Consider the following 23,375-nt stretch of genomic DNA (forward strand, 5'->3'; position numbering starts at 1 on the left):
GATTGCGACTATGAAGCAGGAAACGCTCATCACACCCGTCATACTCTCTGGCGGCTCCGGAACTCGATTGTGGCCGGTTTCGACAGCCGAGAAACCAAAACAATTCCTAAACCTCCTTGGCCCGCTCAGCATGTTTCAGCTAACCGCTCAGCGCTGTTCAAATGAGAAATTATACCGGAAGCCAATCATTGTCGGCTCTTCCAGTCATGCGAACATCATGCAGGAACAGATGCAGGAAGTGGGTGTGGCACCCGAAACAGTCATCTTGGAACCCTGCCCTCGCAACACCGCTCCAGCTATCGCGCTCGCCGCGCTTTCTGCGGAAAGTCCCGCGGATTTACTGTTGGTGATGCCCAGTGACCACATGATCAAGAATATCACGGCATTTCAAAAAGCGGTGCAGGAATCAATTTCCGTCGCGCAATCCCGCTGGCTGGTTACATTCGGCATCGAACCGACAGCCCCAGAAACAGGATATGGATATATCCAACAGGGCGACGCGATCTTCGGGAGCACCCGAAGTCTGTCGGCGAAGCGCTTTGTCGAAAAACCTGATCAGGAAAAGGCCAAAAAAATGCTGGCCGAGGGCGGATTTCATTGGAATGCAGGAATATTCCTGTTTCGAGCCGATGTTTACTTGACGGCCATGGAAAAACACTCCCCTGATATGCTTCTCGCCTGCATAGCTGCGATGAACAACAAGCGGACGGAAAACCTGATTTGCTATCCTGACCCTGATGCCTTTTCGTCGGCGCCTTCTGATTCCATTGACTATGCGATAATGGAGAAAGCCGAAAAGGTAGCGGTGACTCCGGTCAATCCTGGTTGGTCCGATGTTGGTAGTTGGGACTCTCTATGTGAACTCTGCGATAAAGACGAAGATTCAAATGTTATCATCGGCAAGGCCAAAGCAATTGCTTCGGCCAACAATCTGATCCACAGCCCCGAACTTGAAGTCGCGGTTCATGGTGTGCAGAATTTGATCATCGTCACCCATGGCAACAAAGTAATGGTTCTGCCCCGTGGGCAATCACAAAATGTCAAAAAATTGGCAGAGAACTTGGAAAAAAAAGTTAAGTATCCGCGTTAGAACCCTGAGATTCATTGTGAGGTCCATCAACTGCAGCCTTGCCAGTCAACCAATTGGGAAAGAATCTCGCAATCACCAAAAACAGCGATGGCAAAAGCAAAGTGTTCCACATATCCCGAACCGCCTCATCAAAATATAACCGGTTTCTGATCAACATGTCCGGAACAAAGAAACTGTCATAATATTCATTGGCCAATGCAATTGCCACGACGAACAACCAGGGAATTGGGCTGGCTAAAGAACGACGGCAGAATAGAGCAACCACCAGCTGAATCGCTACCCCCGCATATATATGTAGGGAATCACGATCCAACCCCGAGAACTGCTCCAGCCAAATTTTTATTTCATACCATTGCATAAAGGTTCGCTTGGGCTAGCGCGAAGAAAGGGTCAACGATTATTCCGCAAGATATAGTTATAACAATTTCAGCCAAAAATGATTAAACAGTCAGAATGACAGCGCTACCATCAAAAAAACCGAAAATCTTGACCATTTTTGGCACTAGGCCAGAAGCAATCAAGCTCTTTCCCGTCGTCCAATCTTTATCCACTCGACAAGGCCTCGAAACACTGTCCTGTGTCACAGCCCAGCATCGTAAGATGCTGGATCAAGTTTTGGATATTGCTGATATCCAACCAAATTTTGATCTAAACCTAATGAAAGCCAATCAGAGTCTCGATGAACTTACCGGCAGGTTGCTCTCTGGCATCGGCAAAATATTGGATGAAACCCACCCCCTGCGGGTCGTGGTTCAGGGAGATACGGCGACCGCCATGTGCGGCGCTCTGGCTGCTTATTATCGTCAGATTCCAGTCAGCCATGTCGAAGCCGGCCTGCGCAGCTACAATATATATCACCCATGGCCGGAAGAAGTAAATCGCAAGATCATCGGCTCAATTGCTGATCAGCATTTTGCGCCAACACAGACGGCGGCAAATGCGCTCAAAAAGGAAAATATTACCGCAGATCAGATATATATCACCGGCAATACGGTGATCGATGCTTTGCTACTTACCGCAGATAAAGTTAGCGATTCAAATGGGCTAGATACCAACCTCAACGCACTATATAAGAAATTTAGTAGCCATAAAATCATCGGCGTGACGAGCCACCGCCGAGAAAATTTGGGTGATGGGTTAACGAATATAGCCAGCGCACTTCGGACGATTGCGGAGCGCGATGATGTCGCACTGATTTTTCCAGTCCATCTCAACCCAAAAGTGCGAGAGATCATGCAAACCGCTTTGGGCGGCCTCGACAATGTCGCAATGATCGAGCCGCTGGATTACCCCAATTTCGTAAGCCTGCTCAAACATTGCCATTTCATGCTGACCGATAGTGGCGGTGTACAGGAAGAAGCGCCCGCGCTTGGCAAACCCGTACTGGTAATGCGGGACACCACCGAACGGCCAGAGGGAATTGAGGCTGGCACCGCAAAGCTGGTCGGAACAAATAAAGAGTTGATCGTGACGGAAACTATCAAGCTGCTAGACGATGAAGATCACTATTTGGCCATGGCGCGCGCGCACAATCCATTTGGCGATGGCACGGCCAGTCAAAAGATTGCCGAGATCATCGAAAACAGCGTCGCTGTGTAAAATCATCCAACTAACGCGTGAAATTACCGAAACATTTACAATGATTGGCTAACTTCCCTATAAGAAACACTAGCCATAGTGGCACCCTGCGGAGTGGCATCTCATATGTTATCGGAAGAAAAACCAAGCGTCTGCGTAATTGGATTAGGCTATATTGGCTTACCAACCGCGGCCGTCATTGCCCGTTCTGGCTGCCCGGTTCTAGGTATCGACATCAATGAACAGGTTGTCGACACCATCAATTCCGGCAAAATCCATATCGAAGAAGTCGATCTTGACGGTTTGGTTCAAGGCGTCGTTTCCCGCAATATGCTGCGGGCTTCGCTTACCGTCGAACCGTCAGATGTTTTCGTTATCGCCGTCCCAACGCCATTTGGCGAAAACCATATTCCTGACACCAGTTTCGTGATGACGGCGGCCACCAATATCGCAAAGGACCTAAAAACCGGGGACACGGTCATTCTTGAATCCACCTGTCCTGTTGGTACGACAGAGAAGATGCGGGATTTGATCGCAGAGCTACGCCCGGACCTTAAAATTCCAGGACTGACTCAGGATATTCCCGATATAGCTATTGCCTATTGTCCGGAACGTGTGCTGCCGGGAAGAATTCTCGAGGAATTGATCCAGAATGATCGCAGTATAGGTGGGATTACATCACGTTGCGCACGCAAGGCGCTCGGCTTTTATCGGCGCTTTGTTCGCGGAGAGCTGGTGACAACATCCGCGCGAGCGGCTGAAATGACGAAACTGGTCGAGAATAGCTATCGCGATGTTAATATCGCTTTCGCCAACGAGCTATCAATCATTGCTGATCACATGGACCTAGATGTTTGGGAAGTTATCCGTCTCGCGAACCGTCATCCACGAGTAAACATATTGCAACCAGGCCCAGGGGTCGGTGGGCACTGCATTGCAGTTGACCCTTGGTTCATCATCCACAGCGCACCCGAACAGTCACCACTTATCCGTATCGCACGCGAAGTGAACGATGGAAAAATCGGCCATGTGCTGGAACAGGCTTCTCTACTTATTGATGAGCTGCCCGATGAATCCATAGCGTGCTTCGGTCTGGCATTCAAAGCCAACATCGATGATTTCCGCGAGAGCCCTGCCCTTAAAATCTCTGCAAAACTGGCAAAGCGCTATCCCGGTCGCATAAAAATCGTCGAACCCTATGCTAGCAAATTGCCAGCAGAATTCAAAGATATGGATGCAGAGTTGATCGATATCGATCAGGCTCTGGAAACCTGCCCGATCATCATCACCCTTACCGATCATGACATGTTCAAATCGATCCCGCTTGATGAACGGGTAAGCAAAGTGGTTTATGATACGCGTGGGATATGGCCGGATCAGCCGGATAATTTTTCTGCGATCAACGAACTAAAGCCGCCTGGCTAGCGCAGACTTCTCTCAACTAAAGACTTATCACTCTTCGAAATAGCGAGAAGTGCGCGGCTCATTCCAGCAGAGCCCATAGTTCAGGAGCCTAGCGGGCTGCGCTGTTTAAACAGCATGAAAATTGAAAGGGTGAAGATCGCGATTGAGTACGGATAATAAGCAAAGTTATCATATAAAAGATATACGCAACCTCCCGAAAAAAACGTCACAGCAGCCACTTGATAGGGCTTTTGCACTTCCAACCGATAAGCTCCCAAAAATCGCCATATGCCATAGAATAGCGTCAGCAATCCGATGAGGCCTGCCGAGAAGAACAGCTGCAGTGGAAAACTGTGAGGCCCCTTGAAGCCCAGTGTTTTCGCTGGTCCCATTTTTTGAAACTGGTCGATTCCGTAACCGACAAACAGTTGAATTTGCGCAAGCCTTGCGGTCTCTTTCCAAAGCTCTATCCTGCCGGTCCCGCCACGATTAACGACTTCTTCCGGCTGCAATCTGAAGATAACACGCTCCATGCCATATTGTTGGTGGGGGACGGGTGCGTAGATATTGATCACAATTGCGATAACAGCACTTGCGAGGCAATATTTGACGATGAACTTACGGTAAGCTGGCGACAATATCACGGCACCGAGCGCACCACAAACGATCGCGATGAAAGACCCTCTGGTACCAGTCCATAAGGTCATCATCAAACCAAACGAACCAAAAATCACCGCCAGAAAAAAATACTTCGCTCCGGAAACTCTTGCCAATGCCAGTCCGGCAGCGAAAATCGACAACCAGAAGAAGCCAGTCCATCTTACATTTGTGACGCCCGGCACCCGTTCGACCCAATCTATTTCAGCAGGCGGAAACATCAGGAAATCTATTGCCCAAAGCGCCGTATATCCGATCACGGAAACACCGAGGAATATCCAAAAACATTGCAGCCGATGCTCACCAACATATTTCATATTTTTGAACAGGCTGACACTAAACAGAAGGTGGATCAAAAGCGCCAAGGAACCAAGAATCAGCAGCATTTTTGACGCGGAAACAAACAAGAATGAATATATGATCGCCGATAAAAAAACTGTTCCGACAATTTTATCCATCCGATTGGCTTGCTTGATAAAGTCCGATACCAAATCCTCGTTTTTGAAAAACGCGATGAATATCAGGAGTTCGATCAAAATGGTCGGTAAGGAATGTCCGGCCATAAGTTGGCGATACTGGTTTTCCCAAAGCCCAAAATCCCACGGAATGAGAACTGCGGCAATCGGTAATATCGCCAAAAGCCCGAAGACAGCTCTGCCGCGATCTGTTTCCGATAATCTGGCTTCGTCGGTCGTTAGCGGCTTCACGTAATTCACTCCACGAAAACTCGGGTCATTGGGAAACTCTAACGAGCGATGATATATGGTTAATAGCAGGTTATTGAAAATTTCTTAAATTGCTTCAACTTAGCTCGGTGATCCGGACGGAATGTTCGATTTATCTTCGCGCCCGACGCAGTAGGTCTTGTGGGTGTCTGCGGCGATGCTAAGATGAAAACATGACAAATGCACCCCACCGCCCCCGCCGATCCTGCCTATACATGCCCGCATCAAACGCGCGTGCTTTGGAAAAGGCAAAGACCCTGCCCGCCGACACCATCATCTTTGATCTGGAAGATGCTGTGGCCCCAGATGCAAAGGAAGTGGCGCGGGAACAGGCCTGCGCGGCATTACAATCGGGCGAATATGGAGAACGAGAGCTCGTCGTGCGGATCAATGCGATGGACACGCCCTGGTTTGCTCAAGACCTAAAGCAGGCCTGCTTCAGCCAGGCAGACGCAGTGCTAGTGCCGAAAATATTGAGTGCGCAGGACATCATTGAGATCACCGATTTCATGGAAGACCAGGATGCAAGCCTCGATACCCAGCTCTGGGCGATGATCGAGATGCCTCAAGCAATATTAAATCTAGGAGAAATTGCAGCTCTTGGCCCGCAAAAGCGACTGACAAGCTTTGTCATGGGCTTCAATGATCTGGCAAAGGAAATGCGGGCCGATCATGACCACGCCATTTTCGCGCCTGTTATGGTCCAAGCGGTTATCGCCGCACGCGCATATGGCCTGAATATCATCGATAGCGTTTATAATGACTTCAACGACCCCGACGGCTTAACGACTGCGTGTCTGGAGGCCAAGAAACTTGGCTTTGACGGTAAGTCTCTGATTCATCCGGCACAGATTGAAACCGCAAACAGAAGCTTCGCCCCGCATGCCGATGAAATCGCGGAAGCCCGTGCCATAATCGCTGCATTCAAAGATTCAATCAATGCTGGCAAAGGCGTGATTGTCGTCGACGGGAAGATGACGGAGCTTTTACACTTGAAGCAAGCCAAACAACTGGTCGCGACTGCTGAAGCCATTGCGGCCCTAGAATCTTAGAGGTTAACCCTCGACAAACTCCCAAAAATCCGTTTAAGTAGTCAATCGAAACGAATTTGATGGGGCGTTGAAGCCCTGCCCTTTGGAGAGCAGAAATGGAAGCATTGGAAGCAGCCGCTGGCGAAGTCAGCAAAGACGAAATCATGAAGCTTTTTCAAGCGCAGCGCGATGCGTTTCATGCTGAGTTGCCGGTCAGCTACGATTCCCGGATGGACCGGATCAACCGTACCGCTCAGATGATTATCGACAATAAAGATGCGCTTTGTGAAGCTGTCTCCAATGACTTTGGACATCGCAGCAGCGTCCAAACCGTTATGACCGATCTGATGTCGGTTGTTGGCCATGCCAAGGATCATAAGAAAAACCTGAAAAAATGGATGCGGCCAGAGAAGCGGAAGATGGATTTTCCTTTGGGCCTGCTAGGCGCAAGTGGTCAGGTAGAATATCAACCCAAAGGCGTTGTCGGCGTAATTGCTCCCTGGAATTTCCCGATCAACCTTGCCTTTGATCCCGCCATTGGCGCTTTCGGCGCTGGCAACCGCGTGATCATCAAATTTTCCGAATTCTGCCCAGAAACGGGCGAACTCGTCAAAAAACTGGTTGCCGACTATTTCTCGCCCGAGGAAATGACCGTGATTACCGGCGGACCGGAAACCGGAAAATCCTTTTCAGAAATTCCATGGGATCACCTCATCTTCACCGGCGGTGGCGGAATTGCCAAGCATGTTATGGCAGCCGCTGCACAAAATCTGACCCCAGTGACGCTCGAATTGGGTGGCAAATCACCAACCATCGTTGGTCCTGACGCTGATCTGCAAAAGACAACCCAACGCATCGCCATGGGCAAGATGATGAACGCTGGGCAGATTTGCTTGGCGCCCGACTATCTTTTGGTTCCAGAGGATAAGGAAGACGCGGTTGTTGAAGGAATCACGTCCAATGCAGCCAAGCAATATCCGACGCTGATCGCCAATGACGACTATACGTCTGTCATCAACGCACGGCACAAAGAGAGGCTGCAAGGCTTGATCGACGATGCGGTCCAAAAGGGCGCAAAGCAAACCGTCGTTAATCCGAGCAGCGAAGATTTCTCCAACACCAACAGCAATAAAATGCCGCTAACGGTGCTGCAAAATGTCAACGACGATATGCGGGTCATGCAGGAAGAGATTTTTGGTCCGGTGCTTCCCGTCAAAACCTATAGCAATCTCGATGATGTGGTCGATTATGTGAATGATCACGACCGGCCGCTTGGGCTATATTATTTTGGCGAAACGGAGAGCGACAAGCGCAAAGTGCTGGATCGCACCATTTCAGGCGGCGCAACCGTGAATGACGTGATCTTCCATATCGCACAGCATGACCTGCCGTTTGGCGGGGTGGGGCCATCGGGCATGGGTGCTTATACTGGTCCGGATGGCTTTAAGGAATTCAGCCACGCCAAAGCGGTGTATCGTCAACCAAAGATCAATGTTGCCAAAATTGCTGGTTTCCTTCCGCCTTATGGTGCGAGTACGGAAAAGACCATGAAGCAGCAGATGAAACTCTAACGTCAGGTAAATATGGCAGATTTTCCGTTATCGGGGCTTAAAGTCCTCGATTTTTCGCGCGTCGTTGCGGGGCCTTATGCCACGCGGATGCTCTCCGATCTGGGTGCAGATGTTCTAAAGGTGGAACCACCTGAAGGCGATGTCACGCGCAAACTCGCGAAACGCGAAAACGGGGTTAGTGGCAATTATCTGCAACTGAATATTGGCAAACGGAATATCTGCGTTGACCTGAAAGCGGACGGCGCACGCGCGCTGATCCATAAGCTGGCCGCCGAGGCGGATATTGTTGTCGAGAATTTTCGCCCCGGTGTGATGGACAAATTTGGGGTCGGTTGGAACGATCTATCAAAAACCAATCCTAAACTCGTAATGCTTTCGATATCGGGTTACGGCCAAAATGGTCCGGAGCGCGGCCGCGCAGCCTATGCACCGGTCTTGCACGCGGAAAGCGGTCTCATCGCCCGGCAGGCAGAAACAAGCGGCGGCAAACCGACCGACATACAATTCGCCATGGCCGACAGTTACAGCTCTCTGCACGGCATCATTGCGATACTCTCCGCATTGCGCACACTCGATCAGACAGGCGAAGGGCAGCATATTGACCTCGCTATGCTCAACGTACTCCATTCTGCCGATGACTATGCCCATTTTGCCTTGGATGACATCTGGCCAAAACCGCCCGAAACTCTGATCTGGGAAGCGCCGGAAGACCGGCAGATATTGATCACCGGCGACATGAAATGGCTATGGGTAATGTTTTCGACCCAAGATGGCTTGCAGGACCCGACCCCAGAAGGCGCCGATATTCCTACGAAAGTACGACTGCGCCAAGAAGCGATGGAAAAGCACATCCTGTCCTACGATAGCTTCGACGCGCTAACCGTTGCGCTGGATCGTCTCAATCTCGCCTGGGGCGAGGTCTTTCCCTTCGGGCCCGCTGTTTATGAACAGACTAGTGTCAAGGCACTGGGTACCATCGTTGATGTGACCGACGATGAAGGCAATGCGCGCAGAACCGTGCAATCGCCCTATCGCTTTTCAAAATCCAAAAGCGGTATTGATAGCAATGCCAAAACCGCAAAGCGCGGCGAACATAATGTCGCCGCGCTTCAGGATTGGCTGGATATGGATGATAAGGAAATCAGCGCCCTTACCGAAAGCAAGGCGCTAATCTCAAAATAGCTTAAACGTCCGCTTTGCGCGCCTGACGGCGTTTGAACGATTTCGCACCATTGTTCCAATGTTTCGGTCCATCGCCCTTGCCCTTGGAACCAGGACCACCGCGTCCCGAACCACCGCCGCCAGGACGACCTTTGCGAGAACTATGCTTGTTTTTAGGAGGTCCGCTGCGGGTTGGCTTTGCGCCATATTTCTTGGGCTTCTGACCATATATCCGGGGTGCAACTTCTTCGCGCGGCGGCTCGTCATAACCTTCTGGCAAGGCAATCACTTCCGGTTTCACACCGGTTAGCTTTACGACATCGCGAAGGAACTGGCGTTCGTCGGGAGCCACAAGCGAGTAAGAAATACCGCTGGCCCCTGCCCGCGCCGTCCGGCCGATACGGTGAACATATTGTTCGGACACATTCGGCATATCGAAATTGATGACATGGGTAATCCCGTCGACATCAATGCCGCGCGCGGCGATATCGGTCGCGACCAGAATGTTGATCTTGCCCTTTCTAAAGTCACCCAAAGCACGCTCGCGTTGTGGCTGGCTCTTGTTACCGTGGATGGCAGCGGAGTGGATACCCACAGCCATCAGATTTTTCACAACCTTGTCCGCACCATGTTTGGTCTGGGTGAACACCAGCATATGATCCGGATTTTCTTTGTTGATGAAATCTTTCAGCAAACGCTGTTTGTCGTCCTGGTTGATATAGGTGACCTTCTGGTCCACCCGTTCAGCGGTCGTCGACTGCGGTGCAACCGAAACCTGCACCGGGTTGGTTAGGAACTGGTCCGCCAACTGCGAGATGGTCTTAGGCATGGTTGCCGAGAAGAACAAACTCTGGCGCTTCTTGGGAAGCATCGGAACGATCTTTTTCAGCGGAACGATGAACCCGAGATCTAGCATCTGGTCGGCTTCGTCGAGCACCAATATTTCGACTTTGGACAAGGTCAGATAGCGCTGATCGATGAGGTCCAACAGACGACCCGGTGTTGCCACCAATACGTCTACGCCGCGTTCCAACACGCGCTTCTGCCGATTGATGGGTACCCCGCCAAAGGCAGAGGTAACGTAGAGACCGAGGCCCTTGGAGTAGCCAATCATGCTGTCGGCGATCTGTCGCGCGAGTTCGCGGGTTGGCGCCAAGACGAGCATCCGGCATTCGAAGCGGCCTGCGCGTCTCCTGTCGTTCAGCAAGTGGTGAATAGATGGTAGCGAGAAAGCAGCGGTTTTACCGGTACCAGTTTGCGCGATGCCGAGAATATCTTTGCCTTCCAGTGCGGGCGGAATAGCCTGCTGCTGAATCGGGGAGGGAGTGGTGTAACCGCCTTCGGCCACACGTTTTTGGATTGGTTCCGCCAATGCGAAATCAGAAAATTTGGTCAAAAATAATACCTTGTAATAGCAGCAAGTTTCCAGCGCACAGCATAGAAGCTATACGCGTGTTCGCCGTCTGTTAAGACGACCCGCGTGATCAGGCTGCCGGAAATAAAAAGAAGCAATGAAGGCGATAGGTTCGAGATGATCTTGTTATCTCTCACGCAGAACTCTCGCCAGACGGTCAACATACACTGCCGCCTTTGCTGCAACGCAACATAGATGTTTTTCCGATTATGTCAAGCCTTGTGGTGGTGCGATTGAATGTCTGGACGGTGGCTTCAAGGCTTATCATGGCACACGTCCAATATATCTTGGAAGCGGACATTAGAGTTCAACGAGCCTACACTTCAGCCATTGTTCAACAAAATGGCATCAAGAAACGACCCAATTGCTTTAACCGCCGCTAACTCGTCCAACATAGGCGCATGACCGCGACTGGGGACCTCAATTCTCTCAAAAACGCCGCTATGTCGTGCACTCATTTTATTAAGCGTATCCGGGGACAATATATCGGATAATTCCCCTCTTACACTGAGTATCGGTAGCTCAGACATCATATCCCACACCGGCCAGAGATCGGCTGGCGCGGCACTCGGTTGATCACCCTGCACACCTTGCGAGATCGCCATGTCATAGGCCAGTCGGGGAATTCCATTCTCATCTGCAACACATGTGCGTTGCGCGAAGGCTATCCAGTCATCATCACCATAATCAGGAAACGCATGCTCATTGGTTTTGCGACAATGGTTCGCCGCGTCGTCCCAATCCTCGATTTCTACCGGTTTGCCGACATAGCCTTGCAGTCGGGCCAACCCGGCAGTTGCAACCTCCGGACCTACATCATTCAGGATTAGCGCTCGGGCGATGTCGGCTTTGCTCGCAATCATCAGCATCGCGATCAAGCCGCCCATCGACGTGCCCATCAATATCGCCTGTTCGATGCCAAGAGACTGGAGCAATGCAAACATGTCGCGCGCATATACTTGCGGGGTGTAGTTATCGGGATCGGGATCGTAATCTGATCGCCCGCGCCCGCGCTGGTCGGGAATGATCAGGCGATGCTTGTGGCGCAGAACGTCGGCAATATTCTCAAAGTCGGCACTGTTGCGGGTCAGACCGTGCATCATCAGGATCGGAATACCGCCGTTATTCTCGTTATAGTCACGCGCATATAGATTGAGCCGGTCATCGGCGCTGCGATAACAGTGGTCGCTATAACTATCCATCATGCGACCCATTCTCGCCGCAGATGTTTTCCGGCCAATGCCATCAACACAGCAGCAGCTACATAGAAAATCAGCGCGGTCAATATTGCATAGCGCAAGCCATCGTCACCATAGGTCTGGCTGAACTGATCGGACATCGCGCCCAATATCAATGTGCCAAATCCCAGCCCGATCAAATTATTGATAAACAGAAAACTCGCCGATGCAGTCGCCCTCATATTAGCTGGCACGAGGTGCTGGACAGCCGAAAGAACCGGGCCGAGCCAGACATAGGCCAACGCCTGCGGGATCAGGAAGAATAGAAACGCTGCTGTGACCGACGAAGAGAGGATACCACCAGCAAATAATGGAACACCGAGGATGAATGAAATTGCAGGAAGCCAAGCATAAGCGGCACGGTCTTTCTTACCAAAATAATCGCCTAGCCAGCCACCTGCAAGAACGCCTGCTGTCCCGCCAACGAGAAGAATTGCGCCGTAAAATTGTGAGGTGCCTATCAGGTCTAGGCCAAAGCTGCGCTGCATCAGGCTGGGGAGCCAGAAGGCAATACCATAGCCGCAGAGCGAACTCATCGAAGCGCCGAATGACAAGAACCAGAAACTTTTCTTCGCGGCCAATATCCGAAACACGGTACTGCTTGTCTCAGTCGGCCCTGCTGTCGTTGGAGTGGAAACGACTTCTCGTTTTGGTTCTCGCACGATCAAGCGAAATATCGGCGCAATTACAACGCCGGCTATGCCGACAGCAATGAAGGCCGTGCGCCACTCAATCATCTGCGCGACATAGCCACCGAATAAAACACCCGCCGCTGAACCCAATGGAATCCCTAGCGAATAGATTGCAAGTGCCCTTGCTCGCTCGTTACTGGGAAAATAGTCGGCTATCAGCGCATAGGATGGCGCAACGCCCCCTGCTTCGCCGACACCGACACCGAGCCGGAACAGAAACATCTGCCAGAAGTTGGTTGCGACACCGCAAAGCGCGGTAAAACCGCTCCAGACAGTCAGCGAGATCGTGATCACCCAGGTCCGGCTCGTCTTATCCGCAATGAGTGCGAGCGGAATCGCTAGCGTCGAATAAAGCAGCGCAAAGGCAATTCCACCAAGCGCACCCAATTCGGTATCACTAAGTCCCAAATCAGCTTTGACCGGAATTGCAAGGATACCCAAAATCTGCCGGTCGAGGAAATTGAACGTATAGACCAACAGCAACATGAAGAGCACGACCGCACGATATGTGCGGCCGTGCCCGTCTGGAACATTATCAACTGAAGCGGTCAGAATTTAACTCCAACCGAAACAAAGACCTGACGGGGATTACCATAAAACCCGGTAAGCGTGCCTTCAGGCCCAAGCGTACCAACCGGCAAACCATTCGCGCCGGGGATGATCACACCTGTCGTCGGATCGGCCGCTACAAAGGTATAGCCTGAAGTTTTGTAGCGCTTGTTTGTCAGGTTCTTACCATGCAGGCCAATGCTCCAGCGATCATCTGGTGCCGTGTAGACAAGATTGGCGTCCCAAAGGGCGAAACCCTTTTGATCAATAAACGGATTGGCAATCTCGAACTGGTTCACTTTGCTACGATAGGACAAAGTGGTCCCGAAATAAAGGTCGCCAGCACCGATAGGAGTGGAATACGCCAAGGTTCCGCTAGCGGTCCATTCCGGCGTATTCTGCACCTGGCGGAACTGCGCGACATCCGTTGGGACACCAACAATATTCGTGATATATTGATCATATTGCGCATCAATATAGCCAAGCGAACCAGATAGGGTGAGCTGGTCTCGGCTAGCAGCAATATCCTCACCGAGGCGGGCTAATGCTTCGAATTCCACGCCTTTTAAAGTGGCCTTACCCGCATTGTTAATCACACCACAGAAAGAGGGTAAGCCAGCAACGGTGCATGCGACTGACCCAGGTATCTGAACATCAGTATAATCCATATAGAAGGCCGCAAGCGCGACATTGAGGCCCCCATCCAATAGGCTTCCTTTATAACCGACTTCATAGCTATCGACTTTTTCCGGCCGGAAGCTCAGAAATGTTGCGACTTCAGCATCGCTCGGGATACCGCTGGCATTGGCGGTAGGCGCATTCACACCAACACCACGTGGATCAAAACCACCGCCCTTAAAACCCTGAGAAAAGCTCGCATAAATATTATGGTCGGGGGTCGGCTTATAGCTCAGCGAAGCCCGCGGAGTGAATTTCTTGAATTTGGCACTACCCTGAAAATCTGTGCTTGGTTCGTCAAGCGGAATACCAGCGCCGCCAAAGGTTGGCGACCCGCCACCCAAAAAGTTCTGACGCAATATGCTAGCCGTACGTTCGTCCCACGTATATCGCCCACCAAGCGAAAGGCTCAGTTGATCAGTAAAATCATAGGTGAGGTCAGCGAAAATGGCATAAGTTTCGGTATCGACATCCGCTTGCGTAAAGGCAGTAAGTCCCGCGAAGGTTGTGAATATCCGAACATCAAACAGCGTATCGGCGGTGGCATCCAGATAATAGAAACCAAGCAGCGCGTTTAGCGGGCCATTGTCATATTGTAGCTGGAACTCCTGACTAATCTGTTCGTTGCGATAAATGCCAGGAACATCCAGATCGACTGCCGGCAATGCATCAAAGTCGATCGGTGTTGTGGTGTCGTCTTTCCGCCAAGCGCTGATCGATTTCAATGTCAGCGTATCAGTAAGATTCGCGGTGATATTCATCGACAGACCATATGCCTCGATTTCCTGGATCGGGTCGTTAAGAGCGCCTCGTGTGTCAAAAACATTATCGAGGACCGGCGCTCCTGACACCGCACCCGGGATCAACCGGTGACCGCCACGCGGATTGCTATCGTCTTTGGTATAGTCGCCGGAAATACTGATCAGAATAGGTTCACCATAACCACCGATTTCAAGCGTACCACGGCCCGCCCAAATATCCTTGTTGTAGTTTTCCAGCCCGTTTGTCAGATTATCACCGAAACCGCCGCGCGAAAGCCGTGCACCCGATGCTCCAATCCGAACCTTGTCGGAAATTGGCATGCTCGCAGTAACAACGGCTTCTGCCTGATCATAAGTGCCATAAGTGGCGCGGGCCTTGAAAGACGGGTCCTGCGGTAGCCTTTTGGTCACATATTTTACCGCACCGCCAATGGTGTTACGACCATAAAGCGTGCCCTGCGGGCCACGCAAAACTTCGATGCGTTCAACATCATATATATCCAGCACGGCCGCCTGTGGGCGGTTGAGATACACATCATCCAGATAAATACCGACGCCTTGTTCAAAGCCTGAAACCGGATCCTGCTGGCCAATTCCGCGAATAAAAGCTGACAGCGTGGAGTTGGTGCCGCGTGATGATTCCAACGTCGTGTTCGGTGTTGTCAGACCGATATCAGTAATATCGACGGCTCCCTGCTTTTCCAGTTGTTCTCCTGAATAAGCTGTGATCGCGATGGGAACATCAACAAGGCGTTCGTCGCGACGGCGGGCAGAAACGATAATGACATTTGAATCATCGCCTTCTTCGGCAGTCTCGTCACTGACCTGCGCATATAGCGGTACGGCGGATAAGCCGCCCAAGGCAACGGTTGTCAGTGCAGCGAAACGAATGGCGCGTTGAAAGTCTCTCATGCTTCTCTCCATATTTTATTTTTTGGGGTGTCACCCCGATTCACAAGCGCAATAATGAAACATGAACCATCTTTCAATTTTAAATCTGTGGCCAACCAGATTATCGTAGACAAACGTGCCAAAAAGGTGACAGTCGCAAAAACGGAGCGGGGAAGATTTGAACAAAATATGTTAGTAGAAACAGCAAAAACGCCGCGTACTGAGCGCGGCCGCAAGACAATGCGTGCTATTCTTGATGCAGCGGCTATCGAATTTGGTACGAATGGCTTTGGCGAGACCTCGATCGTTTCCATTACCCAAAGAGCGAACGTCGCCCTGGGCAGCTTCTACACCTATTTCGACAGCAAGGAGGAGGTGTTCCGCGCTCTGGTTCAGGACATGAGCGCGCAAGTCGGAGAACATGCGGCAACTGCTATGTCCGACGAAGAAAATGCGCTGGAACGCGAACGCTCTGCCCTCACCTCCTTTCTCCAATTTGCCCGCGAGCATAAAGAAATTTATCGCATTATTGACGAAGCCGAGTTTGTCGATCCGGAGAGCTACCATGCTCATTATGAAGGCACGGCCAATCGTATTTTGGAACGACTGCATGAAGGATCAGACAATGGCGATTTGATTCCAGATCTCAACGAAGCCCATGCTTGGGCCGTCATGGGTATGAATGTTTTCTTGGGTTTGCGTTACGGTGTCTGGTCGGAAGGAAAACCTGCTGAAGATGTAGCAACGGTTGCGCATCAGATATTAGCAAAGGGAATTGCTCGTCGATAACTATTCCGGCCTCAACGAGCACTAGTTCTCGTTCCCACTTGAAGCAAAAAGCAGACTGTCTAGAGTGCGCCTTTCAATCGCCCGCGAATGACGCGGAGCTTATTCAGCAGGACGGATGATAATATGCGCACCCTACTTCTCTCCTCTTTTGTCTTGGCTGCCTTTGCGGTCAGCCCTGTCTCCGCTCAGGAAACAACATCTGTTACAGAAAGCCCAGCACTAGAAATCGGCGCCGGTGGACGGCCGGTTGGCGAAATATGGTCGCGTAGCCCCGTCCATGCCCAACATGGTATGGCGGCAACGGCCCATCCTCTCGCCAGCCAGGTTGCCATCGACATCCTCAAGCAAGGCGGCTCCGCCGTCGATGCGGCCATTGCCGCTAACGCGGCGCTGGGTCTGATGGAGCCAACCGGCAATGGTATTGGCGGTGATTTGTTTGCAATTATCTGGGATCCGAAAACGCAAAGACTCTATGGTCTGAACGGGTCCGGCAAAAGCCCAATCGGGACCAGCTATGCGCAGTTCATGCAACAGCTCAACGGGCGTAAAACCATCCCCTATTTCGGTCCGATGCCGATAACGGTTCCTGGAACGGTCGATGCCTGGTTCGAAATGCACGGAAAATTCGGAAAACTGAGCATGGCTGATATTCTGGCGCCGACCATCGCTTATGCCAAGGAGGGGCATCCAGTCTCACCAGTGATCGGCTATTATCTCCAAAGAAACCTCAACCGTTTTGAAGAAAATCTCGAGATGATCGGCGATTTCGACAATGCGCGGGACACCTATTTCGCGAATGGTGCGCCGAAAGCCGGTCAGATTTTCAAAAACCCCGATCTGGGCAATACACTGAGTAAAATCGCTACCGGCGGGCGCGATGCTTTCTACAAGGGCGAGATTGCGCAGACTATAGATACCTATTTCAAACGCGTGGGAGGCAATTTGCGCTATGCCGATTTTGCCACTCACAGCAGCAAATGGGTAGAGCCGGGCTGCGTCGATTATCGCAAGGGCTACGAGCTGTGCGAACTGCCACCAAATTCGCAGGGATTCGCGGCACTGCAAATGGCGAATATCCTGAAAAATGTCGATTTGGCGCAATGGCCACGCGGTAGCGCAGAAGTGCTGCATTATATCACCGAAGCCAAAAGACTGGCCTTTGAAGATGTCGCTCGCTTTTACGCCGACCCCGATGCCTCCCCAGCCCCGCTAGAATGGCTTCTGTCTGACGCCTATGGGAAGGAACGTTTCGCTTTGATCAATCCGGCAAAAGCTTCGCCAGAATTCGGGCCGGGCGAACCGAAGCTAGAAGGCGAAGGCGACACGACTTATCTCACCGTTGCTGACAAAGATGGCATGATGGTCTCGCTGATCCAGTCCAACTATCGCGGCATGGGCAGCGGTCTGGTCGCCGATGGTCTTGGCTTCATGTTTCAAGATCGCGGCGAACTCTATTCGCTCGATCCAAATCACCCCAATGTCTATGCACCCGGCAAGCGCCCATTCCAGACGATCATTCCGGCCTTCATGAAAAAGGACGGCAAACCCTTCATGTCCTTTGGCCTGATGGGCGGTGGCATGCAGCCGCAGGGCCATGTGCAGATAATGGTCAACATGGTGGACTATGGGATGGACCTGCAGGAAGCCGGCGATGCCGCGCGGCTGAACCATGATGGCGGCCGTCAGCCAACCAACGACCTTGCCGGAACAGGCGCCAATCTTCTTGGCGTCCTGCATGTCGAGCCAGGCATATCGGCCGAAACGATCGAACGGCTCAAGGCCATGGGGCATGATGTCAAAATCGTTAGCGATGGTGTGATGTTTGGTGGCTATCAGGCGATCACCCGGGATGCGAAGACAGGCATCTACACCGGTGCCACTGAAATGCGCAAAGATGGTCAGGCGATTGGCTATTAAGGCTGCATCAAAATATACTGGAACGACAATGCGAAAATCCTATCTCGCCGCCCTTCTTCCTCTATTGGCGCTGGCGCAGCCTGCCGCCGCACAGATGGAGAATTTTAAAACCGGACCGGTTTTTGAAGATTTTGGACCGACCGCTCCGGTTGAGATGGATGAGCCTTTGGCGCAAGATAGCATCTTCAACATCGCCTTCGACGTCGCCAAGGCTGCTGATCCCGAAAAGCTCAACCGGACAATCGAGAGCGCTGCCCGCTTCATCAACATGCATGTCGCTGCCGGTGTTCCGACAGAGAATATTCATCTAGCAATCGTCGTTCATGGCGGCGCGTCATTCGACCTGACCAACCACGAGTCTTTTGCGGCCCGTAAAGAAGGCAGAAAAAATGCTAGCGCCTCTGCTATCGCGCAGCTGCAGGAATATGGTGTAAAATTCTACTTATGCGGTCAAAGCGCCGCCGCCTATGGCATCAGCAATGCCGACCTTCTACCGGGCGTCAAAATGTCGCTTTCTGCCATGACCACGCACGCCTTGCTGCAACAGCAAGATTATATGCTGAACCCATTTTAAACCGGCAAGATAGCGAATGCTGAAGGTCGCGAGCTACAACGTCCACAAAGCCATTGGCACAGATCGACGCCGCAACCCCGGCCGGATCATCGACGTGTTGAACGAAATAAATGCCGATATCATCACCCTGCAGGAGGCCGATCGCCGGTTCGGCGCAAGAGCCGCTGCCATTCCGCAAAATCTATTGGAAATGCACAGCGACTATCGCGCAATCCCATTGGACGTCCAAACAGATTCCATGGGTTGGCACGGCAATGCAATATTGGTCCGCAAACCGACGCGAGTGCTTGCGCTGGACATCATGCACATCCCCTGCCTCGAACCGCGCGGCGCTATCATTGGGCATTTGGAGTTTGAGGGAAAACAACTAGCGGTTTTCGGCATGCATCTCGATCTGTCCGGCCTTTGGCGCAGGCGGCAAGCCGCAGCCATCATCAAGCACGCTCAAGAAAAAGAACAGGATATGCCGGTGCTTCTAATGGGCGACCTGAATGAATGGAGCGCCGCCAGCGGCTGTCTAAAGGACTTCAGTCGCGCGTTCCAGATGGTCACCTGCGGGCGAAGCTTTCATTCCCGCAGACCAATCGCAACGCTAGACCGGATCATGCATTCGGATGGAATTCATTCTACGGAGGCGGGCGTTCACGATAGTCCTGCCGCGCGCAAAGCATCCGATCACCTTCCCGTCTGGGCCAATATCACCGTCGGTTAAGAGACAATATGTAGAGGGGCTATTTTGGGTTCTTTCCTACAACTAACCAAATAGGTTATATATCGTTTTTCATAAAGAAAGGCGATACCCCCATGTCCCACTCTATTGATATCGAAAGCTTGATCGACAAGGTCATTAGCATTGAAGGCGGCTATTCTGATCATCCCGCTGACCGAGGCGGCCCCACGCGATGGGGCGTCACCGAGGCTATTGCTCGCGCGCACGGCTATGCTGGCGATATGCGTCACTTCCCGCGCGTCGAGGCAAAGGCGATTTACAAACGCAGATATTGGCATCGGCCGAATTTTGACCAGATCGCAAAGCTAGCACCCCATATCGCGGCCGAACTATTTGATACTGGCATCAATATGGGAACCGGCACCGCGAGCGGCTTCCTTCAGCGGTGTTTGAATGCGTTAAACCGAAACGGTCGCGACTATAGTGACATATCCATTGATCGCAAGATTGGCGAAAAAACGCTTGCGGCACTCGATAGTCTGCTGCGCAAACGCGGCTCCAAAGGTCAATTTGTGCTGCTCAAAGCGATCGAGGCGCTTCAGGGCGCACGCTATATAAAGATTGCCGAAACCCGTCCGGCCAATGAGGCATTTCTATATGGCTGGCTGGCCAACCGGATTGGCTGAAATACGTCCGAACCAATTTTTCTTATAACCTTGTCAACTTTGTCAAGATCAGCCTCTTTCTTGAATGCGCCCTGCCCGCAAACCCGTCTCTAGGCCCTGACTTTGACAAACTTTGCAATATGGCAAATCGAAAGGAACCCCTCCAATGTCCATTCTATCGACGCTGATCGGCCCTGTATCAAACATCATAGACAAAATCCTTCCCGACAAAGAAGCCCGTGATCGGGCCAAGCTTGAACTTCTCAAACTGGAAGGCAGTCAAGAGTTAGACGAAGTCCGTGTGCAAATGTCCGCGATATTGGCGGAGGCGCAATCCAGCGATCCGTGGACAAGCCGGGCACGGCCAAGCTTTCTCTATGTCATGTACCTTCTATTGCTCTGGTCTATCCCGATGGGATTGATCGCCGCATTCCGTCCGGAAGCAGCCCGCGACATAGCGACCGGCATGAACGCCTATCTCGCCGGGATACCCGAACCGCTCTATGCGCTCTTCGGCACTGGCTATCTTGGCTATACCGTTGCCAGACAGTGGGGAAAGATTCGCGGCGTCGAGCAATAGAATCCATTATTATCATAAAAAACAGTCGAATTAGAGGATTTTATGGCCCAAATCGGAGCAAATTCATGCCAATTTGCCGGATTAATGCAATATTTACGAAATAGGCTTGCCATGCTTGTATCTTTGCAGATAAAGGGGAAAGTCTAGTTCATCCAAAGGGGATATTTTAATGAAAACCGAAACCAATTTCCGCAAAATGCTCGCAGTAGCTGGCGGCCTTGCACTTGCTGTTCCTGCTCTTTCTGCATGTGCAGAACAAGCTGACGACGCTGCTGCAGTAGCTGAAGAAGCTGTTGAAGAAGCAACTGAAGCTGCTGAAGAAGCTACCGAAGCTGCTGAAGAAGCAACTGAAGCTGCTGCTGAAGCTGCATGTGCAGCTGGCGATGCTGCTTGTGCAGCTGCTGACGCAGTTACCGAGTAAGCCTTAGCTTATTCAGCATTGGAAAATGCATTAGAAAGGCTGTTTGAGCTTACGAGCCAGATAGCTAAAGAGGGCGTCTCGCTAGTACCCAGAGTGGTACCGGCAGACGCCCCTTTCATTGAATATCAGCATTATCCCAAAGGGGATTGCATCGCACCGGGCAATAAGTCGCGCTGGTTTTACCACGCGCATAAGCCTGAAGAGCGCGAAGAAGGCGAACATGGGCATTTCCACATGTTCCTACCACTCGACATGTTTGATGGTGTCGAACCTTATTATCAACCTCCGGCAAAACTGCCGAATGGCAAAAACACGCAAGGTGTTGTTCATTTCGGGGCGCTGAGCTTTGGCTTGGATGGCATGCCTATCAGCTGGTTCACCACCAACTATTGGGTAACCTATGAATATATGATGCCAGCCGAAGCCATTGCCTCGCAACTGCGCCATTATGACATGACCGGTGCACCAGGTGATCCGCTAGTCAACGACTGGCTAACCGCCGCGGTTCAGCAATTCCACGATCCGATTGTCGATATGCTCAACCAGCGCGACGCTATCTTGCGCGAGAAGAAACATGAACTGGGGTCTGCGGTCTTCGCGAACAAGAAAGTCGAGATACTCTCCCGCCAGCCGTTTGATCTCTAGTGATCATGTCCCGGATTGGTGCGCTTCAATTTCCGCATCAGGCCTGGCCAGATCAGATTATCGCCCAACCCTCTCTGAAAAGCAGCTGCTCCTTGTTGGTGCACGCGCTCGCCCATTTCTTCATTTTCCTCATGAAGATGCTCTTCTCCACCAACTGACTGCGCCAAAATCTGCGTCTTGCAAGCGTTTTCGAGGAAATACATCCGCAGAAACGCAATCGCGCAATTCTGACCAACGGTGAGCGTGCCGTGATTGCGCAGGATCAGCAGGTTCTTCTCGCCGAGATCATTGATCAGGCGGTCACGCTCGTCCAGATCAAGCGCAATGCCTTCATAAGCATGGTAGGCGAGATCTTCGTGCACCTGCATAGAAAATTGCGTGTAGCGCCGCAATCCCGCCTTCTGGACGGACACGGCGATACCATAAGGCGTGTGGACATGGATCACACAACCCGCATCTTCCCGAGCGCTATGGACCGCACTATGGATGGTGAAACCGGCAGGATTAATAAAATAAGGCGTGTCCTGCTTGATATTCCCATCAAGATCGATCTTGACCAATGAAGACGCCGTCATTTCATCAAACATCACACCATATGGATTGATCAGAAACCGTTCTTCGCCATCTTCATCTGGCAGCCTCACCGAGATATGCGTGAATACCAAATCGGTCCACGCATGCATCGCACAAAGCCGGTAGGTCGCCGCTAGATCGCAGCGCAACTGCCATTCCACGTCCGATACTTTACCTTGAAGGCTCTCCACATCATGCGGGTCGGGAATAGAAAAACCGGGACCAACCCCCATTACAGACTCTTGGGTTTGAATAGCGGTTGCCATGATTAATTCCTTCTCCTGAACCTCTTCGTGACATCAAAGTGACATGCATTGCACGCAATCGCAACTGTCTTATGCGTTCTGGCCAAACAGGCCCGACTAACGACCGAGCGCGTCAAACACCTTGGCTGCCCAATCCTTCTTACAGATCAGTAGATCCGGCATATAAGTATCCTCCTGGTTATAGACGAGCGGAGAACCATCAATACGCGAACAGTGCAGACCATAAGCCAATGCAACTGCCACCGGCGCACAGCTATCCCATTCGAACTGCCCCCCGGAATGCAGGTATATTTCCGCTTCACCTCGCACCACAGCCATGGCCTTCGCTCCGGCGGAGCCCATGGGCAATAGCTCGCCACCCAATTGCTTCGCCACGGAAATGGCTTCAGCTGCCGGCCGTGTGCGACTGACGACCAAGCGCGGCGGGCCATCATAAGGAGCCGGTTCTGCGATATTGTCCGAGCGCAAAATCAAGCCGCCGTCGAGGCCAGGCAATGCGACTGCCCCTATCGATGCAACGCCATCAATAGCCAATGCGACATGCACAGCCCAATCCGAACGGCCTTCGCCATATTCTCGAGTGCCGTCGACCGGGTCGACGATCCAGACCCGCGATTTACTGAGCCGTTCTTCAGTGTCCTTGCTCTCTTCCGAAAGCAATCCATCATCCGGCCGTTGATCGCGCAACGCCTGGACCAGAAATTCATTGGCAGTCTCGTCACCCGCGGTGCCAAGCGCCTTGCCTTCGAACTTTCCACTGTCGCGTACTTCGAGCAGAATGCGCCCCGCCGTTTCGGCGAGTTGAGCGGCCAAATCGGTGTCTGTCATGGCCTCG

General features: G+C 51.8%; 22 protein-coding genes. 14 read left to right on the plus strand and 8 right to left on the minus strand.

Features of this window, described 5'->3' with window-relative positions; translation table 11 throughout:
• The first annotated feature begins 10 nt into the window (after nucleotides 1-10).
• Complete coding sequence (locus ABJG22_RS11960) at nucleotides 11-1,090, plus strand: mannose-1-phosphate guanylyltransferase/mannose-6-phosphate isomerase (RefSeq protein ID WP_348020500.1); 1,080 nt, start codon at nucleotides 11-13, stop codon at nucleotides 1,088-1,090.
• Here ABJG22_RS11960 and ABJG22_RS11965 read toward each other — a convergent pair.
• Nucleotides 1,074-1,448, minus strand: coding sequence for a hypothetical protein (locus ABJG22_RS11965; protein ID WP_348020501.1), 375 nt, complete (start codon nucleotides 1,446-1,448; stop codon nucleotides 1,074-1,076). The genes ABJG22_RS11960 and ABJG22_RS11965 overlap by 17 nt on opposite strands.
• 95 nt (nucleotides 1,449-1,543) lie before the next feature.
• Here ABJG22_RS11965 and wecB point away from each other — a divergent pair, with 95 nt between their 5' ends.
• Entirely contained in the window at nucleotides 1,544-2,689 is a 1,146-nt protein-coding gene (gene wecB / locus ABJG22_RS11970) for a UDP-N-acetylglucosamine 2-epimerase (non-hydrolyzing) (protein ID WP_348020502.1), read from the plus strand.
• Nucleotides 2,690-2,794: 105 nt separating this feature from the next.
• Nucleotides 2,795-4,093, plus strand: coding sequence for a UDP-N-acetyl-D-mannosamine dehydrogenase (gene wecC, locus ABJG22_RS11975; RefSeq protein ID WP_348020503.1), 1,299 nt, complete (start codon nucleotides 2,795-2,797; stop codon nucleotides 4,091-4,093).
• Between the two features lie 80 nt (nucleotides 4,094-4,173).
• Here the strand turns inward: wecC and ABJG22_RS11980 are convergent, their stop codons facing one another.
• On the minus strand, nucleotides 4,174-5,436 hold the full coding sequence (locus ABJG22_RS11980; RefSeq protein WP_348020504.1) for an O-antigen ligase family protein: 1,263 nt from the start codon (nucleotides 5,434-5,436) through the stop codon (nucleotides 4,174-4,176).
• A gap of 191 nt (nucleotides 5,437-5,627) precedes the next feature.
• Between ABJG22_RS11980 and ABJG22_RS11985 the strand changes: the two genes are divergently transcribed.
• The 3 genes from ABJG22_RS11985 (at nucleotide 5,628) to ABJG22_RS11995 (ending at nucleotide 9,238) form a co-directional block, all read left to right on the plus strand.
• Nucleotides 5,628-6,506, plus strand: coding sequence for a CoA ester lyase (locus ABJG22_RS11985; protein WP_348020505.1), 879 nt, complete (start codon nucleotides 5,628-5,630; stop codon nucleotides 6,504-6,506).
• Nucleotides 6,507-6,601: 95 nt separating this feature from the next.
• On the plus strand, nucleotides 6,602-8,056 hold the full coding sequence (locus ABJG22_RS11990; protein ID WP_348020506.1) for a coniferyl aldehyde dehydrogenase: 1,455 nt from the start codon (nucleotides 6,602-6,604) through the stop codon (nucleotides 8,054-8,056).
• Nucleotides 8,057-8,068: 12 nt separating this feature from the next.
• Complete coding sequence (locus ABJG22_RS11995; RefSeq protein ID WP_348020507.1) at nucleotides 8,069-9,238, plus strand: CaiB/BaiF CoA-transferase family protein; 1,170 nt, start codon at nucleotides 8,069-8,071, stop codon at nucleotides 9,236-9,238.
• A gap of 1 nt (nucleotide 9,239) precedes the next feature.
• Here the strand turns inward: ABJG22_RS11995 and ABJG22_RS12000 are convergent, their stop codons facing one another.
• From ABJG22_RS12000 to ABJG22_RS12015, 4 genes are all read right to left on the minus strand, one after another.
• Nucleotides 9,240-10,613, minus strand: coding sequence for a DEAD/DEAH box helicase (locus ABJG22_RS12000; RefSeq protein WP_348020508.1), 1,374 nt, complete (start codon nucleotides 10,611-10,613; stop codon nucleotides 9,240-9,242).
• Between the two features lie 341 nt (nucleotides 10,614-10,954).
• The gene (locus tag ABJG22_RS12005; RefSeq protein WP_348020509.1) at nucleotides 10,955-11,836 is read right to left on the minus strand and encodes an alpha/beta hydrolase; all 882 of its coding nucleotides are present in this window, start codon (nucleotides 11,834-11,836) and stop codon (nucleotides 10,955-10,957) included.
• Nucleotides 11,833-13,047 carry an MFS transporter gene (locus ABJG22_RS12010; RefSeq protein ID WP_348020510.1) on the minus strand — a complete coding sequence of 405 codons (1,215 nt, stop codon included), beginning with the start codon at nucleotides 13,045-13,047 and terminating at the stop codon, nucleotides 11,833-11,835. Before ABJG22_RS12010 ends, ABJG22_RS12005 begins: the two co-directional genes overlap by 4 nt.
• A gap of 62 nt (nucleotides 13,048-13,109) precedes the next feature.
• Nucleotides 13,110-15,461, minus strand: a complete 2,352-nt coding sequence (locus tag ABJG22_RS12015) for a TonB-dependent receptor (RefSeq protein ID WP_348020511.1) — start codon at nucleotides 15,459-15,461, stop codon at nucleotides 13,110-13,112.
• 168 nt (nucleotides 15,462-15,629) lie between these two features.
• Between ABJG22_RS12015 and ABJG22_RS12020 the strand changes: the two genes are divergently transcribed.
• The 8 genes from ABJG22_RS12020 (at nucleotide 15,630) to ABJG22_RS12055 (ending at nucleotide 21,701) form a co-directional block, all read left to right on the plus strand.
• The gene (locus ABJG22_RS12020) at nucleotides 15,630-16,229 is read left to right on the plus strand and encodes a TetR/AcrR family transcriptional regulator (protein ID WP_348020512.1); all 600 of its coding nucleotides are present in this window, start codon (nucleotides 15,630-15,632) and stop codon (nucleotides 16,227-16,229) included.
• A gap of 123 nt (nucleotides 16,230-16,352) precedes the next feature.
• Nucleotides 16,353-18,146, plus strand: coding sequence for a gamma-glutamyltransferase (gene ggt / locus ABJG22_RS12025; RefSeq protein WP_348020513.1), 1,794 nt, complete (start codon nucleotides 16,353-16,355; stop codon nucleotides 18,144-18,146).
• 28 nt (nucleotides 18,147-18,174) lie between these two features.
• On the plus strand, nucleotides 18,175-18,720 hold the full coding sequence (locus ABJG22_RS12030) for a DsrE family protein (protein ID WP_348020514.1): 546 nt from the start codon (nucleotides 18,175-18,177) through the stop codon (nucleotides 18,718-18,720).
• Nucleotides 18,721-18,736: 16 nt separating this feature from the next.
• Nucleotides 18,737-19,432: an endonuclease/exonuclease/phosphatase family protein gene (locus tag ABJG22_RS12035; RefSeq protein ID WP_348020515.1), complete on the plus strand. Its 696-nt coding sequence runs from the start codon at nucleotides 18,737-18,739 to the stop codon at nucleotides 19,430-19,432.
• A 104-nt stretch (nucleotides 19,433-19,536) separates the two neighbouring features.
• Complete coding sequence (locus ABJG22_RS12040) at nucleotides 19,537-20,076, plus strand: glycosyl hydrolase 108 family protein (protein ID WP_348020911.1); 540 nt, start codon at nucleotides 19,537-19,539, stop codon at nucleotides 20,074-20,076.
• 145 nt (nucleotides 20,077-20,221) lie between these two features.
• Nucleotides 20,222-20,635: a holin family protein gene (locus tag ABJG22_RS12045; protein ID WP_348020516.1), complete on the plus strand. Its 414-nt coding sequence runs from the start codon at nucleotides 20,222-20,224 to the stop codon at nucleotides 20,633-20,635.
• A gap of 169 nt (nucleotides 20,636-20,804) precedes the next feature.
• Nucleotides 20,805-21,056 carry a hypothetical protein gene (locus tag ABJG22_RS12050; protein WP_348020517.1) on the plus strand — a complete coding sequence of 84 codons (252 nt, stop codon included), beginning with the start codon at nucleotides 20,805-20,807 and terminating at the stop codon, nucleotides 21,054-21,056.
• A gap of 18 nt (nucleotides 21,057-21,074) precedes the next feature.
• Nucleotides 21,075-21,701: a hypothetical protein gene (locus tag ABJG22_RS12055; protein ID WP_348020518.1), complete on the plus strand. Its 627-nt coding sequence runs from the start codon at nucleotides 21,075-21,077 to the stop codon at nucleotides 21,699-21,701.
• Here ABJG22_RS12055 and ABJG22_RS12060 read toward each other — a convergent pair.
• Nucleotides 21,698-22,540 (minus strand): class II aldolase/adducin family protein, encoded by an 843-nt coding sequence (locus tag ABJG22_RS12060; RefSeq protein ID WP_348020519.1) that lies wholly within the window; start codon nucleotides 22,538-22,540, stop codon nucleotides 21,698-21,700. The two genes, ABJG22_RS12055 and ABJG22_RS12060, sit on opposite strands and share 4 nt — an antisense overlap.
• A gap of 96 nt (nucleotides 22,541-22,636) precedes the next feature.
• A complete protein-coding gene (locus ABJG22_RS12065) occupies nucleotides 22,637-23,368 on the minus strand; it encodes a 3'(2'),5'-bisphosphate nucleotidase CysQ (protein WP_348020520.1) in 732 nt (243 codons plus the stop codon).
• Nucleotides 23,369-23,375 lie beyond the last annotated feature (7 nt).

The sequence above is a fragment of the Parasphingorhabdus sp. genome (assembly GCF_039939955.1).
Taxonomy (GTDB): Bacteria; Pseudomonadota; Alphaproteobacteria; order Sphingomonadales; family Sphingomonadaceae; genus Parasphingorhabdus.